This is a genomic window from Bacteroides ndongoniae, assembly GCF_900108345.1.
In the GTDB taxonomy this organism is placed as follows: Bacteria; Bacteroidota; Bacteroidia; order Bacteroidales; family Bacteroidaceae; genus Bacteroides; species Bacteroides ndongoniae.
The window spans coordinates 2,142,677-2,159,013 of the sequence record NZ_FNVV01000014.1 but is presented as its reverse complement, the minus strand read 5'-3'; the positions used below and the strand labels follow the sequence as shown (position 1 = coordinate 2,159,013).

The 16,337-nt window shown below is 45.1% G+C and carries 8 protein-coding genes; 7 read left to right on the top strand and 1 reads right to left on the bottom strand.

Annotated features, from left to right (window positions below):
- Positions 1 to 165: 165 nt before the first annotated feature.
- Entirely contained in the window at positions 166 to 1,353 is a 1,188-nt protein-coding gene (locus tag BQ5591_RS19485; RefSeq protein WP_071150843.1) for a site-specific integrase, read from the bottom strand.
- Between the two features lie 602 nt (positions 1,354 to 1,955).
- Between BQ5591_RS19485 and BQ5591_RS19480 the strand changes: the two genes are divergently transcribed.
- The 7 genes from BQ5591_RS19480 (at position 1,956) to BQ5591_RS19450 (ending at position 16,223) form a co-directional block, all read left to right on the top strand.
- A complete protein-coding gene (locus BQ5591_RS19480; RefSeq protein WP_071150596.1) occupies positions 1,956 to 5,156 on the top strand; it encodes a SusC/RagA family TonB-linked outer membrane protein in 3,201 nt (1,066 codons plus the stop codon).
- Between the two features lie 32 nt (positions 5,157 to 5,188).
- On the top strand, positions 5,189 to 6,805 hold the full coding sequence (locus tag BQ5591_RS19475; protein ID WP_071150595.1) for a RagB/SusD family nutrient uptake outer membrane protein: 1,617 nt from the start codon (positions 5,189 to 5,191) through the stop codon (positions 6,803 to 6,805).
- A 39-nt stretch (positions 6,806 to 6,844) separates the two neighbouring features.
- Positions 6,845 to 8,866, top strand: a complete 2,022-nt coding sequence (locus BQ5591_RS19470; RefSeq protein ID WP_159434526.1) for a hypothetical protein — start codon at positions 6,845 to 6,847, stop codon at positions 8,864 to 8,866.
- Positions 8,867 to 9,330: 464 nt separating this feature from the next.
- Positions 9,331 to 10,593, top strand: coding sequence for a GTPase HflX (gene hflX / locus BQ5591_RS19465; RefSeq protein WP_071150593.1), 1,263 nt, complete (start codon positions 9,331 to 9,333; stop codon positions 10,591 to 10,593).
- 302 nt (positions 10,594 to 10,895) lie between these two features.
- Positions 10,896 to 12,890 (top strand): DUF4954 family protein, encoded by a 1,995-nt coding sequence (locus tag BQ5591_RS19460; protein ID WP_071150592.1) that lies wholly within the window; start codon positions 10,896 to 10,898, stop codon positions 12,888 to 12,890.
- A 172-nt stretch (positions 12,891 to 13,062) separates the two neighbouring features.
- Complete coding sequence (locus BQ5591_RS19455) at positions 13,063 to 14,700, top strand: fumarate hydratase (RefSeq protein WP_022162677.1); 1,638 nt, start codon at positions 13,063 to 13,065, stop codon at positions 14,698 to 14,700.
- Between the two features lie 368 nt (positions 14,701 to 15,068).
- Positions 15,069 to 16,223 carry an acyltransferase gene (locus tag BQ5591_RS19450; protein WP_071150591.1) on the top strand — a complete coding sequence of 385 codons (1,155 nt, stop codon included), beginning with the start codon at positions 15,069 to 15,071 and terminating at the stop codon, positions 16,221 to 16,223.
- Positions 16,224 to 16,337: the final 114 nt, after the last annotated feature.

The following is a 16,337-nucleotide window of genomic DNA, read 5'->3' as shown; positions in this document are numbered from 1 at the left end:
TCTACTGATTTTGATTATTTATTGCTAATAATCAATAAATTATAAATATCTCGGATGAAAATAGGAAATCCTTAAATGATACTTTTTTCTTTTCCTGCTATGATATAAATTCTGGAAATAAGCATGTGACACCAATACTGGCTGGCTAATAGTGTATGATAGAAGTCAGTGTTTGGATAATGCAAAAGGTTTGGACAGTTGATGTTTTTCCAGATCTTGAATCACAGTCATATCCATGATATCTGTATAAACCTGCGTGGTCCGAACACTTTTATGACCTAAAAGTTTCTGTACAGTTGTAATATTTACCCCTTTATATATTAATAAGGTGGCATTTGTATGACGGGCAGCATGAAATGATATTCGTTTGGAAATACCAGCCAACTGCATCAATATTGCTAAAGTTTTGTTAACGTTTGAATTGTTGCCCAAACAAAAGAAGTCGGTTAGATTATTGACATATTTTTGAAGAATTAGCAATGCTTTACCGTTGAATAATAGATAGAGTGGTAAACGTACTTCTATACCAGTCTTAACCGATGTGTACATCAGCCATGTTTTCTTACCTATAGATTGAATGTTATCGGAAGTAAGATTAGTGAAGTCTGAGAATCGTAATCCGGCATAACAACAGAATAAGAAAGCATCCAAGGTTTTCCTATATTTAGAGTATTTCCCATCCAATGAAAGCTGTTCCAGTCTTTCCAATTCTTCGGGTAGAAGATGTGTATGGCTACTTGCAACCATTTTGATTTTATATTTTCGGAATGCATATTTCTCAAAAACCAAATAGCCCTTGTTAATAGCTACATTTATATAACGTTTCAAGTGTTTCATGTGCTTGGCAATCGTGTTCGTGTGATATCCTTTATTGCGCATGAAAGCCTCAAAAGCTGTTATGAAATCAAAGTTAAGCTCTCCGAATGTTACGTTTTTCCGAAATTCTTGGAGCAGCAGAAGCGTAGAGCGATGATTATGTTTAGTGCTATCGCGTAGTGATGATGTGTCTATTTCATGTCGAAAAAAAGGTAAAAAACGATTTTGGTTACCTTCATTTTCGACTTCTTCTTTCAACAGGTCAAGTGTGATGATTCGTCCTTGCCGCCACAAATCCAATTCCTTTTGTTCCATTGATATGACAAAACTATGGATGATTCTATTCAGTTCGTTGGCATTAGGATGTTTTCTGACCAATCGCTTTCCAGTATCCCATTGTTCGGGGCGCAAATAAACCTTTGTCGAAAAATACTTCTTCTTTCCGTTCAGATAGGCTTCGACCTGAACTAATGCCAAGCCTCGCTTATTGAGGCTTTTTTTGCGGTTGTAAACCAGGTTGTAGGTAATCTTGTTCATCATAAGCTATTATATTTAGTCATATTATAGACGTTAGCAGACTAAATAAAAACAGTATTTTACAATTTTACCCCATATGATAACAATCCGCAATATTTTCCATTGCGGATAGAAATGGATTATTTCTACCAAAGTATAATAAATTTGAATAAATAGCACGATATTTGCCACTCATCCTGTCAATCTGTCAAGGAACACACGGGAGAGGAATTCTATCATTCAAATTTGTATTGTTGGATATATAGTTTAATATACAGCATTTAAAATAAAAAGATCTTTTTTACCCTGCCATAGTCTTTTTTAGGTTATAGAAACTTTAAAAACGGTACGATAATTAACGTTTTTATGTTAAACGAGCCATTCTTCAAAACAGAAAAAGATAATTTTATCAAATCAGAGTGATAGTATTTCTTCCGCCGTTTATCTTTTATTAATACCAAAAATCTGTTGTTAAACATAAAAACGAGGAATTCGATAACAAATTGATAGATTTACAAGGTTTTTTTGATAAAACAGTTGTCCGTTTCATATTTATTAATATATTTGCATTTTGTTAGAGTAAAGAAACAATTAATGTAAAGTTAAACTTTAAGAGAGAATTTATGAAAAGAAAATTAATGCTGTTATTGGCCTGTCTTTTTGTAGGAATAGGCTTAGTAACTGCCCAAACTCAGAAAGTCACGGGTGTCGTGATTTCGGAAGAAGACGGGCAGCCAGTTATTGGAGCGTCTGTATTGGTGAAAGGTACACAGATTGGTATTGTGACCGATATAGATGGTAAATTCGAATTAACGAACGTACCAAGTTCCGCGAAGACTCTGCAGGTTTCGTACATTGGTATGGAGACGCAAGAAGCTGAAATTAAGCCTACTATGCGCATCATATTGAAATCGAATACTGAGATTTTGGATGAAGTGATGGTGGTGGCTTATGGTACGGCTAAGAAGTCTGCATTTACCGGTTCGGCTACAGTAGTAGGGTCAGAGGAAATCGGTAAAATTCAAAGTTCCAATGTGGCTAATGCCTTGACTGGTAAGGTTGCAGGTGTGCAATTAAATACTTCTTCTGGTCAGCCGGGCGCAACAACTCCTTCGATCCGTGTACGCGGTATCAGTTCTATTAATGCAGGTAATGATCCGTTGATCATTTTGGATGGTGCTCCCTATGATGGAGATTTGAACAATATAAGCTCTCAAGATATTGAGTCAATGACTGTGTTAAAAGATGCTGCATCTAATGCTTTGTATGGTGCGCGTGGTGCTAATGGTGTGATTATTATTACTACTAAGAAAGGTAATTCAGGAAATGCCAGAGTTACGGTAGATGCTAAATGGGGTTCGAATTCACGTGCAACGCAGGATTATGACTTCGTGAAAAATCCTGCACAGTATTATGAAATGTATTATGGTGCACTGAAGAATTATTTCTTGTCGCAGGGGCAGAGTGAATTTAATGCGCATGTTAATGCCAACAACAATATGCTTGGAAGCGGTGATTATGGTCTGGGTTATAACGCTTACACCATTCCGGATGGACAATTCTTGATAGGTACAAACGGTAAATTGAATCCGAATGCTACATTAGGAAATGTTGTTAATTATGGGGGACAAGACTATCTGATTCTTCCAGATGACTGGTTGGAAGAAGCTTATCACACAGGTTTGCGTCAAGAATACAATGTGTCAGTTTCAGCTGGTACAGACAAATCTTCGTTCTATACTTCTATCAGTTATTTGAAGAATGAGGGTATTGTAGATAAATCAGATTTTGAACGTCTGACAGGACGTATGAAAGCCGATTATCAGGTGAAAGATTGGTTGAAAGTAGGTGCCAACATGTCGTACACACATTTCGATGCCAATTCGTTGGGGGAGGATGGTTCGTCTAATTCTTCAGGTAACCTGTTTGCTTTGGCTACTCAAGTAGCTCCTATTTACCCGTTGTATATACGTGATGGAGAAGGAAATATCATGATAGACAAGAACGGATTCACCGTTTACGATTTTGGTGACAAGGATAATGCTGGTCTGAAACGCCCATTCCTTCCAGGAGCCAATCCTTTCGCGGCTAATTTATTGGATACTAATAATGCTGAAGGTAATGCCATGACGGCTACTGGCTTTGCTGAAATACGTTTCTTGAAAGATTTTAAATTTACTTGGACGAGTGGTGTCAATATTGATGAAACACGGGGAAATGGTTTCACGAATCCTTATTATGGCCAGTATGCACCATCTAACGGTATCGCAAGTAAATCGCATACCCGTACGCTGTCGTACAACCATCAACAGCTGCTGAATTGGCGTCATTCTTTCGGCGCACATAACATAGAGGCTATGGTGGGACACGAATCTTATTACCTTAAAGTTTATGGATTGAGCGCTACGAAGTCTAATGTTTTTGATCCTAATAATATCGAACTTGCAGGTGCCATTACCGAACAGGGAAGCTCTTCTTCTGTTTCGGACTACAACACAGAAGGTTATTTTGGCCGTATACAGTATGACTGGAATGAAAAGTATTATTTCTCTGGCTCTTATCGTCGTGATGCTTCTTCTCGTTTCCATCCTGACCATCGTTGGGGTAACTTCTGGTCAGCTGGTGCTGCCTGGATTATTTCCAAAGAAGATTTTTTCGATGTAGAATGGGTAGATTTGCTGAAATTAAAAGCATCTTATGGACAACAAGGTAATGACAATATCGGAAATTATCGTTATGTTAACCAGTATAATATTGTAAACGCAGGTGGACATCCGGCTGCACTGCCTGTGACCATGGGTAATAAGGATATTACATGGGAAACCAACGGTAACTTTAATGCCGGATTTGATTTTGAGATATTAAAGAATCGTATGAGCGGTACGGTGGAATACTTCAACCGTAAGACTAGTGATATGTTGTTCAGTTTCCCATTGCCTCCTTCGTATGGTTACACTTCTTACTATGCTAATGTGGGTGACATGCGTAATCAGGGCATTGAAATCGAACTGAAGGGTACCCCAATACAAACCCGCGAACTGACTTGGGAAATAGGTGTGAATCTTACGCACTATAAGAACAAAATCAGTTATCTGCCTGAAGAACGTAAGACCATGGAAGTAGATGGGGTTAAAGGTTATAGTAGCGGTAGCTATTATTTCGGTGAAGGTGAAGCTCTGTATACTTATCGTATTAAGAAGTATGCTGGTGTTGCAGAGGACGGACAGGCTATGTATTACAAGAACATTGTGGATGCCAACGGTAATGTAACGGGACGTGAAACAACTACCAGTTATGCTGAAGCTGATTATTATTTGTGTGGAACAGCATTGCCTACTGCTTATGGCGGTTTCAATACTAGCCTGAACTATAAAGGATTTGATCTGAGTGTTGATTTCGCTTACCAGCTGGGTGGTCAGGTGTACGATAGTGACTATGCTGGCATGATGTCTTCACCGACCAAGGATAGTAAAGGTACCAATTTCCATGCCGACCTGCTGAAAGCTTGGACACCGGAGAATCCCAACAGTAACATTCCACGTTTCCAATATGGCGATGTTTATACTACGGCTTCTTCCGACCGTTTCCTGACCGATGCATCTTACCTGAGTTTACAGAACATCAATTTCGGTTACACACTGCCGGCTAGCCTGACACATAAACTTGATATTGAAAAAGTACGTGTTTACTTAAGTGCTGACAATGTTTGGGTATGGTCAAAACGTCAAGGATTGGATCCGCGCCAAAGTATCAGCGGTTCAGCTACCAACTCATACTATGCTCCTATGCGCACTATTTCAGGAGGTATTACTTTGACTTTCTAAGTGTTATAACAACTTAATTAATTGATATAAATATGAAAAAAAATATAACGAAAATATTGGCGGGAATTTGTCTCTCATCCACCCTCTTCATGACGACGGGGTGCATTGAGGAAACTTTTCCTACAGGTTCGGCTACTGAAGATCAGTTGACATCTTCCAGTATGGCCACTTCTGCTATGTTGTGGGCTATACCGGGCAGTTTGAATGTTCCCGGAAGAATTAGTAGTGACTATCACTGGGACTGGGGCTATGGCTCTATAATGCACGTACGTGATGTGATGACTGAAGATATGGCTGTAGTCAGCTCAGGTTACGATTGGTATCAGTCTTGGGAGATGAATCAAAATCAGGGTGAAAGTTATGTGTATCCTCAATTTATCTGGAACAGTTATTGGCAGTCGATGTTGCCGGTCAATAAACTTATTGGTGCTACTAATCTCGAAACAGCTACCGAAGCTCAGGTGGGGTATGTAGCTGCTGCGCGTGCTTTCCGTGCCATGCTTTACATAGATATGGCGCGTATGTTTGAATTTTTGCCCAATGATAAGACACAGGGTGCCAATGTAGAGGGATTGACAGTACCTATCGTAACAGAAGCTACTACCGAAGCGGATGCACGAAACAATCCACGTGTTACAAGGGAAGAAATGAAGGAATTCATTTTGGCCGATCTTGATTTTGCTGAGGCGAATATTGAGAAATCATATGTACAAGGAAAACCCATGTCTAAGACTTTGCCTGATCTAGCAGCAGTATACGGTTTGAAAGCCCGTTGTTACATGTGGCTGGAAGACTATGCTAACGCTCGCGACTACGCCCGTAAGGCTATTGCTGCTTCGGGACTGCTGCCTATGACTGAAGATCAGTGCCTTAGTACTTCGAAAGGTTTCAACGACATAAATTGTTGGATTTGGGGTTCTAAGATGGTATCTGAGGATGACGTGGTAAAGACCAGTTTGCTGAACTGGACTTCTTGGATGTCTAATGAAACAGCTTTTGGATATTCCGGTCATGGTCCTTTTATCATGATAGGAAAGAGTTTGTATGATCGTCTGAGCGATACAGATTTCCGTAAAAAGATGTGGAAAGCACCGCAAGGCGGTATGCTGGAGGGAGAAGAGCCTTTTATTTCGGGCTATGAAAATGTATTGCCTGAATATGCTTCTATCAAGTTTCGTCCTGCTGAAGGTAATACGGAAGATTTCAATGTAGGGGCCGCTTCGGCTTATCCGCTGATGCGTGTGGAAGAAATGTTTTTCATCGAAATGGAGGCTGCTGCACAACTGGGTGATGCTAATGCATTGAGCTTACTGACTGGATTTATGACTACCTATCGTGATCCGGAATATGCTTTCGCAGGTACTGGCGAAAAACTGATTGAAGAAATTATTTTCCAAAAACGTATTGAACTTTGGGGAGAAGGCCAGACATTCTTTGATGTGAAAAGACTGAATATGTCGGTAACTCGCGGTTACGAAGGTACTAACTTCTCGGATGCAGTACGTTTCAATACCAATGGTCGTCCGGCATGGATGAACATCTGTATCGTGCAGACTGAGAAGAATAATAACGAGGCACTGAGAGGTTACGAAAATCCTGACCCGAGCGACAAATACGAGGCATGGATTGATCCTAATGCTCAGAATTAAGAAAATAGGTAGCTTTTAAAATATAAACACGTATTGTATATGAATAAGATAAATCATTTAATGCTTTTCCTGATGGGCATCATGATGCTCGGATGGACATCGTGCTCCGATAGTGTAGATTATATTGCTCCCGGAGCAGTGGAAGGCTTGGGAGCCTATTTCCCAGCTACCGTAAAGACGGCGTATAAATTGGACGGATCTGAAGGTACTATTACGCTGGAGGCTATGCGTACAGCTGTAGGTGGCACTGTTGATGCACAACTGAATGCAACTTTTAATGAAGGTGGAGAACAAGTTTTCACTGTACCCTCAACAGTTCATTTTGAAGATGGGGAAAATACATCAAGCGTGACCATTAATTATGAAGGCTTGAAGCGTGGTACTAACTATGAGATAGCGTTGAGTTTCGACGAAGGTACCCCTTATTCTAATTCCGACATAACTTTGGCCATAGTATGGCCCGAAGAGGTTGTGTACGAGTGGGAAGTAGTGAGTGATGAGGCTATTTATACCGAAAATTTATTTGCTATGTATGGTGCTACTAATATAGTAATGACTAAGTTAGAAGTGGAAAAAGCTAAAGGCTATGACCTTTACCGTTTCAAGAGTCCTTATACCAATGAATATTTCGAGTATGTGTTTGGCATGGATGTATTCCCTGATGATTACACTGATTTCCCCTATATTATGTTGGATGGTGAAACATTTAAGGAATATAAGAAGTGGTATGTGCCTTCTACTAACCTGCGTTTTAGAATGGTAGATGGAGAGGGACCAGCCTTTGATACAGAATGGAATACATTTGGTTCATTTGCAGGTAATCTTTCTACTAGTGAAGGACCTATTCCGCCTACAAGTACCGATTATCCGTTAGGCACATTCAACAGTATGAAGCAGTTGTTTGATTTTGGTGCTATTTATCACCGTTTGGATGGTGTGGGATACTACACCACAGGTACTTTCACCTTGGCACTGAATCCTGCATTGTTAGAACCTGACTATGATCGTGATTATACTTGGGAACCATTGCCTGAAGCTACAGGTTATTTTACTACTACTTCAAAAGAGTTGGAGGAGAAAAACTGGATGCAGGCTGTAGAGCAGTCTAATGAGGATGCAACTTTCTACCGTATGCCTAACTTGTATTCAGCTGCTGATAAAGCTCATATTTATTTCCATCTGAAGGAAGAAGACGGAGTGACAACTGTGGAAATTCCAAGAGGACAGAATACGGGTATGGTTACGTATGGTAATACTGTTTATTTGGAAGGTACACCTAACAAGTCGAGCTTTGATCCCGTTACCGGTACACTAGTACTTGGTTTTACGTTCTATATGGCTGATGAAAGTGGCAAGAAAGTAGCTGAATTAGAGAAAGTAACAGAGACCTTCTTATGGGGACAGAGTGAACTTGACCAGTTACAGAAGAATGTTGCCATTGATAAGTATGTTGGTAATTGGATAGCAAACTGCACAGACGGGAAAGAAGAAGTACAAGTATTGGCTCGAATCACGAAGTACAATGATAATACGTTGCTGGTTAATGGTTTGTCGGGAGCGAGAGACTATGATGATACAATGGCTTTGACGTATGATCAGGAAAATGGCTATTTGTATTTCAATATGCAACAATGTGGCGATATTCAGGGATTTTCGAGTATGATTGCTCCATTCGATACTCAATCAGGTAGTTTGGATGATGAAAGATTGATAGGTGGTTTGACTAAGGATGGTAAATTGAAGTTCTTGAATGACGAAAGCAATGAGGGTATTTATGATGCTATGATATATGTAGTTTTGGTAGGAGATCAGCCAAGTCCGTTAACTGGTTACTGGAACAATCTGATATGGACGCCTTATAAAAATGAAGCTTCTTCTTTCGTAACAGAACTTGATAAAGTTAAGGTATCGTTGGACTTCAAAGCTATAAGTCGGGATGTAACCCCGCGTCGCCACTATACAAAAGACTTGAAAATCAATCCTACAAAGTTTAAAATGGATTTGAATGTTACTCTGGATAAAAGTAATGCTTCATTCAACGATTTTTCTTTGGTGAAATGATTTTACTCAAATTGGACTAGTATAAGTTATACGCTGAAAAATATGGCGTATAACTAACATAATTAGCGAGCCGTATCAGGTACTCTTAGAGGTCGTGATGCGGCTCGTCTCTTTGTAATAGCTCGAATTCTATTGTCTGGCAGTGGACCATTACTCGTTAACCGTTGTTGCATGGGCGACCAACTAGATAGATATAACTGGTACATGCCAAAGAGAATAGCTCTGTATTGCCACTCTCATTAGCATTGGAAAAATGGATTTCAAATCTTGATAGGATTTCTTTATTAATGGGTAGGATCGTTTACTTCGGACAGATAATATAGTAATTATTCCCGATAAATCAGTATATTTGCCGCGCAATGATGCTGCGTATTGGCTGGAGCTGGGCAGTTGTCCGCACAGCTACCTTTGGAACGGACAGCATCGGAACAGTATATATATAAATAAGGTATAGAGAAATGGCAATGAAAGAATTTGTAATTTCCGAAGCACAGGTAGAGACAGCCGTGTTGGTGGGACTCATTACGAAGACGCAGGACGAGCGTAAGACGAATGAGTACCTTGACGAACTGGCCTTCCTGGCTGAGACAGCCGGGGCGGAAGTCGTAAAGCGGTTCACGCAGAAGCTGGACCAGGCTAACTCGGTGACCTACGTCGGAAAAGGTAAACTGGACGAAATCAAACAATACATCCACGATGAAGAAGAGGCAGAGAGAGAAGTCGGAATGGTAATCTTCGACGACGAACTGTCGGCCAAACAGATACGTAACATCGAAGGCGAACTGAAGGTGAAGATTCTGGACCGTACGTCGCTCATCCTCGACATCTTCGCCATGCGTGCACAGACGGCCAACGCCAAGACGCAGGTCGAACTGGCACAGTACAAGTACATGTTGCCCCGTCTTCAACGCCTTTGGACGCACCTTGAACGTCAGGGTGGTGGCTCGGGTGCCGGTGGTGGAAAGGGCTCTGTGGGACTTCGTGGACCGGGTGAAACACAGCTCGAAATGGACCGCCGTATCATCTTGAACCGTATGTCGCTGCTCAAGGAACGCTTGGTCGAGATAGACAAGCAGAAGGCCACGCAGCGCAAGAACCGTGGACGTCTGATCCGTGTAGCACTGGTGGGGTATACCAACGTCGGCAAGTCTACACTGATGAATCTTCTGGCCAAGAGCGAAGTATTTGCCGAGAACAAGCTCTTTGCCACGCTTGATACGACGGTGCGCAAGGTCATCATCGACAACCTGCCATTCCTGCTGAGTGATACTGTCGGTTTCATCCGCAAGTTGCCCACCGATCTGGTAGATTCTTTCAAGTCGACGCTGGACGAGGTGCGTGAGGCTGACTTGTTGCTGCATGTGGTAGACATTTCGCATCCCGACTTCGAAGAGCAGATAGAAGTAGTGAACAAGACACTGGCCGACATCGGTGCGGCCGGTAAGCCCATGATGCTTGTGTTTAACAAGATAGATGCATATACCTATGTTCAGAAGGATGAAGACGACCTGACTCCCCGTACCAAGGAGAACTGGACGCTGGAGGAACTGATGCGTACTTGGATGGCCAAGATGGAAGACAACTGTCTGTTCATTTCAGCTCGCGAGCGTATTAATCTGGAAGAAATGAAGAACGCGGTATATAAGCGTGTAAAGGAACTGCACGTACAGAAGTATCCGTACAACGATTTCCTTTACCAGAACTACGACGAAAACGGAGAAGTATAAGCATACGCATTGTTCCGGCCTTGCTGGAGAGAAACAAACTGAATCTCTATGAAACGTAAGCAGATGCGGCCCTAGACAGGCGGCTTCTGCTTGCGTTTCATGTGTTTTCGGGGCGTCCTGAAACAAGGATAAACAAACTGAATGAGATAACGAAGGTGTGTTAAAATGAGAGGCTATGGACTTTCTGTTATGGATTACGTGGAAAACACGGATATCAGAATAATCTGTGAATTTCCGTGTGATCCGTGCCTGAAGAAAGTATCTCCTTAATTGGGCACACCTGCATAAACCATGAATATCGAATGAATACGTATAGAAAACTGACCGAAGACGAAGTGCTTCGGCTCAAGAGCCAGTCTTGTCTGGCCGACGATTGGGAGAAAGTAAGTGTGTCGGAAGGCTTTTCGACCGAATTTGTACATCATACCCGTTTTTCGGGTGAGGTGCGACTGGGTGTGTTCCAGTCCGAATTTACACTGGCGGGCGGCATTCGCAAGCATTCGGGACTGCGTCATGTGACATTGCACAACGTCACTGTGGGTGACAACTGTTGCATTGAGAACGTGCAGAACTACATTGCCAACTACGAGATTGGGCACGACACGTTCATCGAGAATGTGGATATCATCCTCGTCGACGGCCTTTCGCGTTTCGGAAACGGTGTCGAGGTGTCGGTCCTCAACGAAACCGGTGGCCGCGAGGTACTTATCAACGATAAACTGTCGGCGCATCTGGCTTATATCATGGCACTTTACCGCCACCGTCCCGAACTCATTGCCCGGCTGAAAGAGATAACAGAATTCTATGCCAATAAGCACGCTTCTGCAATGGGTACGATAGGCGACCATGTGACGATTATGAATACAGGTTCTATCAAGAACATACGCATTGGCAGCCATGCCCGAATCGTTGGTACTTGCCGTCTCTATAACGGTAGTATCAACAGTAACGAGGCTGCTCCGGTATACATTGGAGATGGGGTTATCTGCGACGACTTCATCATCTCCAGCGGCTCGCACGTCGACGATGGAGTGATGCTGACCCGCTGTTTCGTGGGGCAGGCCTGTAAGTTGGGGCATAACTATTCGGCCAGCGATTCGTTGTTCTTCAGCAACTGCCAGGGAGAGAATGGTGAGGCGTGTGCTATCTTTGCCGGACCGTTCACTGTGACGCACCACAAGTCGACGCTGCTCATTGCCGGTATGTTTTCGTTTATGAATGCCGGTTCGGGCTCTAACCAGAGCAATCACATGTACAAGCTCGGCCCCATCCACCAAGGTACGCTGGAGCGTGGTGCCAAGACTACGTCCGACTCTTATATCCTGTGGCCTGCTCGTGTGGGCGCTTTCTCGCTCGTCATGGGGCGCCATGTCAACCATTCGGATACGTCCAACCTGCCATTCTCGTACCTCATCGAGCAGAACAACACCACGTATCTGGTGCCGGGCGTCAACCTGCGCAGTGTCGGTACGATTCGTGATGCGCAGAAGTGGCCCAAGCGCGACGGCCGCAAAGATCCCAACAAGCTGGACTTCATCAATTATAACCTGCTTAGTCCTTACACCGTGCAGAAGATGTTCAAGGGGCGTGAGACGCTGCTCAACCTGCGTCATGCCAGTGGTGAACTGTCCGATATCTATTCTTTCCACAGCGCCAAGATACGCAACTCGTCGCTGGCCAAGGGCATCAAATTTTACGAGATTGCTATCCACAAGTTCCTCGGCAACTCGGTCATCAAACGGCTCGAAGGCATTGACTTCCGCAACGATGATGAAATTCGCGCCCGCCTTCGTCCCGACACCTCTATCGGTACGGGCGAATGGGTGGATATCTCTGGCCTGATAGCTCCAAAGAGTGAGATTGATGCCTTGATGGATGGAATTGAAAACGGTTCTGTCAACAAGCTGAAAGAGATTAATGCCGAGTTCGAACGGATGCACCTCAACTATTATACGTACGAGTGGACGTGGGCTTACGAGAAGCTGGAAGAGTTTTACGGCGTGAAACCCGAAGCCATGACGGCTACCGACATCATTCGCATCGTCGAGAAGTGGAAAGAGTCTGTCATCGGCCTCGACCGCATGGTTTACGAGGATGCCAAGAAGGAGTTCTCCATGGCCTCCATGACCGGTTTCGGTGCCGACGGCTCGCGTCTGGAGAAGGAAATGGACTTCGAACAAGTGCGTGGCGACTTCGAGAGCAATCCTTTTGTCACTGCCGTGCTGAAACACATCGAGGTGAAGAGCGCGCTGGGGGATGAGTTGATAGGAAGAATGAAGAAGGTGGAGAATAAATAGGCTTGTACAGGCAGGTACGAAGAAACGATGTATTGGTAGGGAAGCTAATAAATTATTCCTAAAAACCTCCTTTGCCGCCAAAGAAAAGGCTTTCGATTAAAGAAATATTTCGATAATACTTCTTACCTTTGCAAGCAACAAGATTATAACAACTTTAAAGCAAGTAGTAATTATGGCAACAACACCTCCGTTCAAGTATCAGCCCATGTTCGAGAAGGGCAAGGATACGACTGAGTATTATCTGCTTACGAAGGACTATGTGTCTGTAAGCGAGTTTGAAGGAAAACCCATCCTGAAGATTGAAAAGGAAGGACTGACCGCCATGGCCAATGCCGCTTTCCGCGATGTATCGTTCATGTTGCGCCGCTCGCACAACGAGCAGGTGGCCAAGATCTTGAGCGACCCCGAAGCCAGCGACAACGACAAATATGTAGCACTGACTTTCCTGCGCAATGCCGAAGTGGCTGCCAAGGGACTGCTTCCCTTCTGCCAGGACACCGGTACAGCCATCATCCACGGCGAGAAAGGCCAGCAGGTATGGACGGGCTACTGCGACGAAGAAGCCCTTTCACTGGGTGTGTACAAGACATATACTGAGGAGAACCTGCGTTACTCGCAGAACGCTCCGCTCACCATGTACGAAGAGGTAAACACCAAGTGCAACCTCCCCGCACAGATTGACATCGAGGCTACCGAAGGCATGGAATACGAATTTCTGTGCGTCACCAAGGGTGGCGGTTCGGCCAACAAGACTTACCTGTATCAGGAGACGAAAGCCATCCTGAACCCCGAGACGCTCGTTCCCTTCCTCGTTGAGAAGATGAAGACGCTGGGTACGGCTGCCTGTCCGCCCTATCACATTGCCTTCGTCATCGGTGGTACGTCGGCCGAGAAGAACCTGCTGACTGTGAAGCTGGCTTCTACTCGTTTCTACGACAACCTGCCTACTACGGGCAACGAGTACGGTCGTGCTTTCCGCGACGTGGAACTGGAGAAGAAAGTGCTCGAAGAGGCTCACAACATCGGTTTGGGTGCACAATTCGGTGGTAAGTATTATGCTCACGACGTACGCATCATCCGTCTGCCGCGTCACGGCGCATCGTGCCCCGTTGGTTTGGGCGTATCGTGCTCGGCCGACCGCAACATCCGTTGCAAAATCAACAAAGACGGTATCTGGATTGAGAAGCTGGACAGCCATCCGGGCGAACTTATCCCCGAAGAACTGCGTCAGGCAGGCGAGGGCGACGCTGTACGTATCGACCTGAATCAGCCGATGGCCGACATCCTGAAGGAACTGACCAAATATCCGGTTGCTACCCGTCTGAGCCTGAACGGTACGATCATCGTAGGCCGCGACATTGCTCACGCCAAGCTGAAAGAGCGTCTGGACCGTGGCGAAGACCTGCCGCAATACATCAAGGATCACCCCATCTACTACGCCGGACCTGCCAAGACTCCGAAGGGCATGGCTTGCGGTTCGATGGGACCGACGACTGCCGGACGTATGGACCCGTACGTTGACCTGTTCCAGAGCCACGGTGGTAGCATGATCATGCTGGCCAAGGGTAACCGCAGCCAGGCTGTGACCGACGCCTGCAAGAAGCATGGTGGTTTCTACCTCGGTTCTATCGGTGGTCCTGCAGCCATCCTGGCACAGAACAACATCAAGAGCATCGAGTGCGTAGAATATCCCGAACTGGGTATGGAGGCTATCTGGAAGATTGAAGTAGAAGACTTCCCGGCATTCATCCTCGTAGATGACAAGGGTAACGACTTCTTCAAGCAACTGAAGCCCCGTTGCTGCAAGTAATAACAATCGTCGGGCAGATTTTCCGGTGGGTAAGTCTGCCTGATGCAAACCATAAAACGGATGGCCGCCGGAAGTCCTGTTGCTGATTGCGACAGGCTTCCGGCGGCTCTCTTTTTGGGGGTGCCTGACAGGGCTTTGAGCGACACTTGCACGGCTCGCGAGCAACACTTGTACGGCTCGCGAGCCGTGCAAGTGTTTCATAAATGGAATGCAAGTGTCTCTCGGAAGGGCTGTGAGAGTGCTTCTGGAAGGGGGAGAACTGCCGGACGGGGAAAGTTGGCTTCAGCCGGATTTTTGTGTGCGACTGTTTGGCAGATATCGCCATCGTTTACTATCTTTATGCGCTGAAATCATGAAGAATAGACATTATGGAACAATCTCTTTCACGACAAGACACTGGTCGTATTGTGTGGCTGGACGTGGTCCGGCTGGTGGCTATGTTCACCGTTGTGTGCTGTCATTGCACCGATCCTTTCAATTTCTTTCCGGGTACTTCGCCCGATATCGGTAAAATCAAGTTCTGGGGAGCTGTTTATGGGGCAGCGTTGCGCCCGTGTGTGCCGCTGTTTGTGATGATTACCGGTGCCCTGTTGCTTCCGGTGAGCGGCAGTAGCGGAACTTTCTACCGAAAGCGCATCGGGCGTGTATTCTTTCCGTTCCTCATCTGGTCGGTTATCTATAACCTGTTTCCGTGGGTGACAGGACTGCTGGGCGTGGAGCCGCAGGTGATTCTCGACTTCTTTCCTTATGCAGGCGAGGATGTGATGCGTCAGTCGTTTGCCGTCAGTCTGGGGTACATTGGAGGCATTCCGTTCAACTTCTCCATATTGGATGTACACATGTGGTACATCTATTTGCTGATAGGCTTGTATCTGTATTTGCCCATCTTTTCGGCTTGGGTGGCACAGGCTTCGGAGCGTGCCAAGCTGGGCTTCCTGGCCTTGTGGGGCGTGACGTTGCTTTTACCTTATTATAATGAGTTCGTAGCCGGGTATCTGTGGGGCACGTGCTCGTGGAATTCGTTTGGCATGCTGTACTATTTTGCCGGATTCAACGGTTATCTGCTTTTAGGCCATTACCTGCGCCACCACGACTGGAGCGGACGCACGCTGTTGCTGGTCGGGGTGCCGATGTTTGCGGTGGGCTATGCCGTGACGTTCGTCGGGTTCAGGCACATGACTTCTTTGCCCGACTATACGGACGAAATGCTGGAGTTGTTTTTTACCTACTGCTCGCTGAACGTGGCATTGATGACCATTCCCGTCTTCATGCTTTGCAAGCAGATTCGGATACGTTCAGAACGCTTGCAACGTGCGCTGGCCAACCTTACACTCTGTGGATTTGGCGTTTACATGATACACTATTTCTTTACCGGCCCTTCGGTGGTGTTGATGCGCACGCTCGATGTGTCCATCCCGTTGCAGATACCGCTGGCTTCGGTTGTGGCGTTCGGAGTGTCGTGGCTGTTGGTTTCGCTGGCTTATCGGTGCTTCGGGCGGAATACGCGGTGGGTGCTGGGCTAAGGTGCGAACGTGCCGGAGAGGACGTGCCCATCTGAATTCAGGCGCGGATTACGCGAGAATTCACGGATTATCTTTCTTTCTTCCGTGTTCTTCCGTGTAACCCGCGCCTGAAAA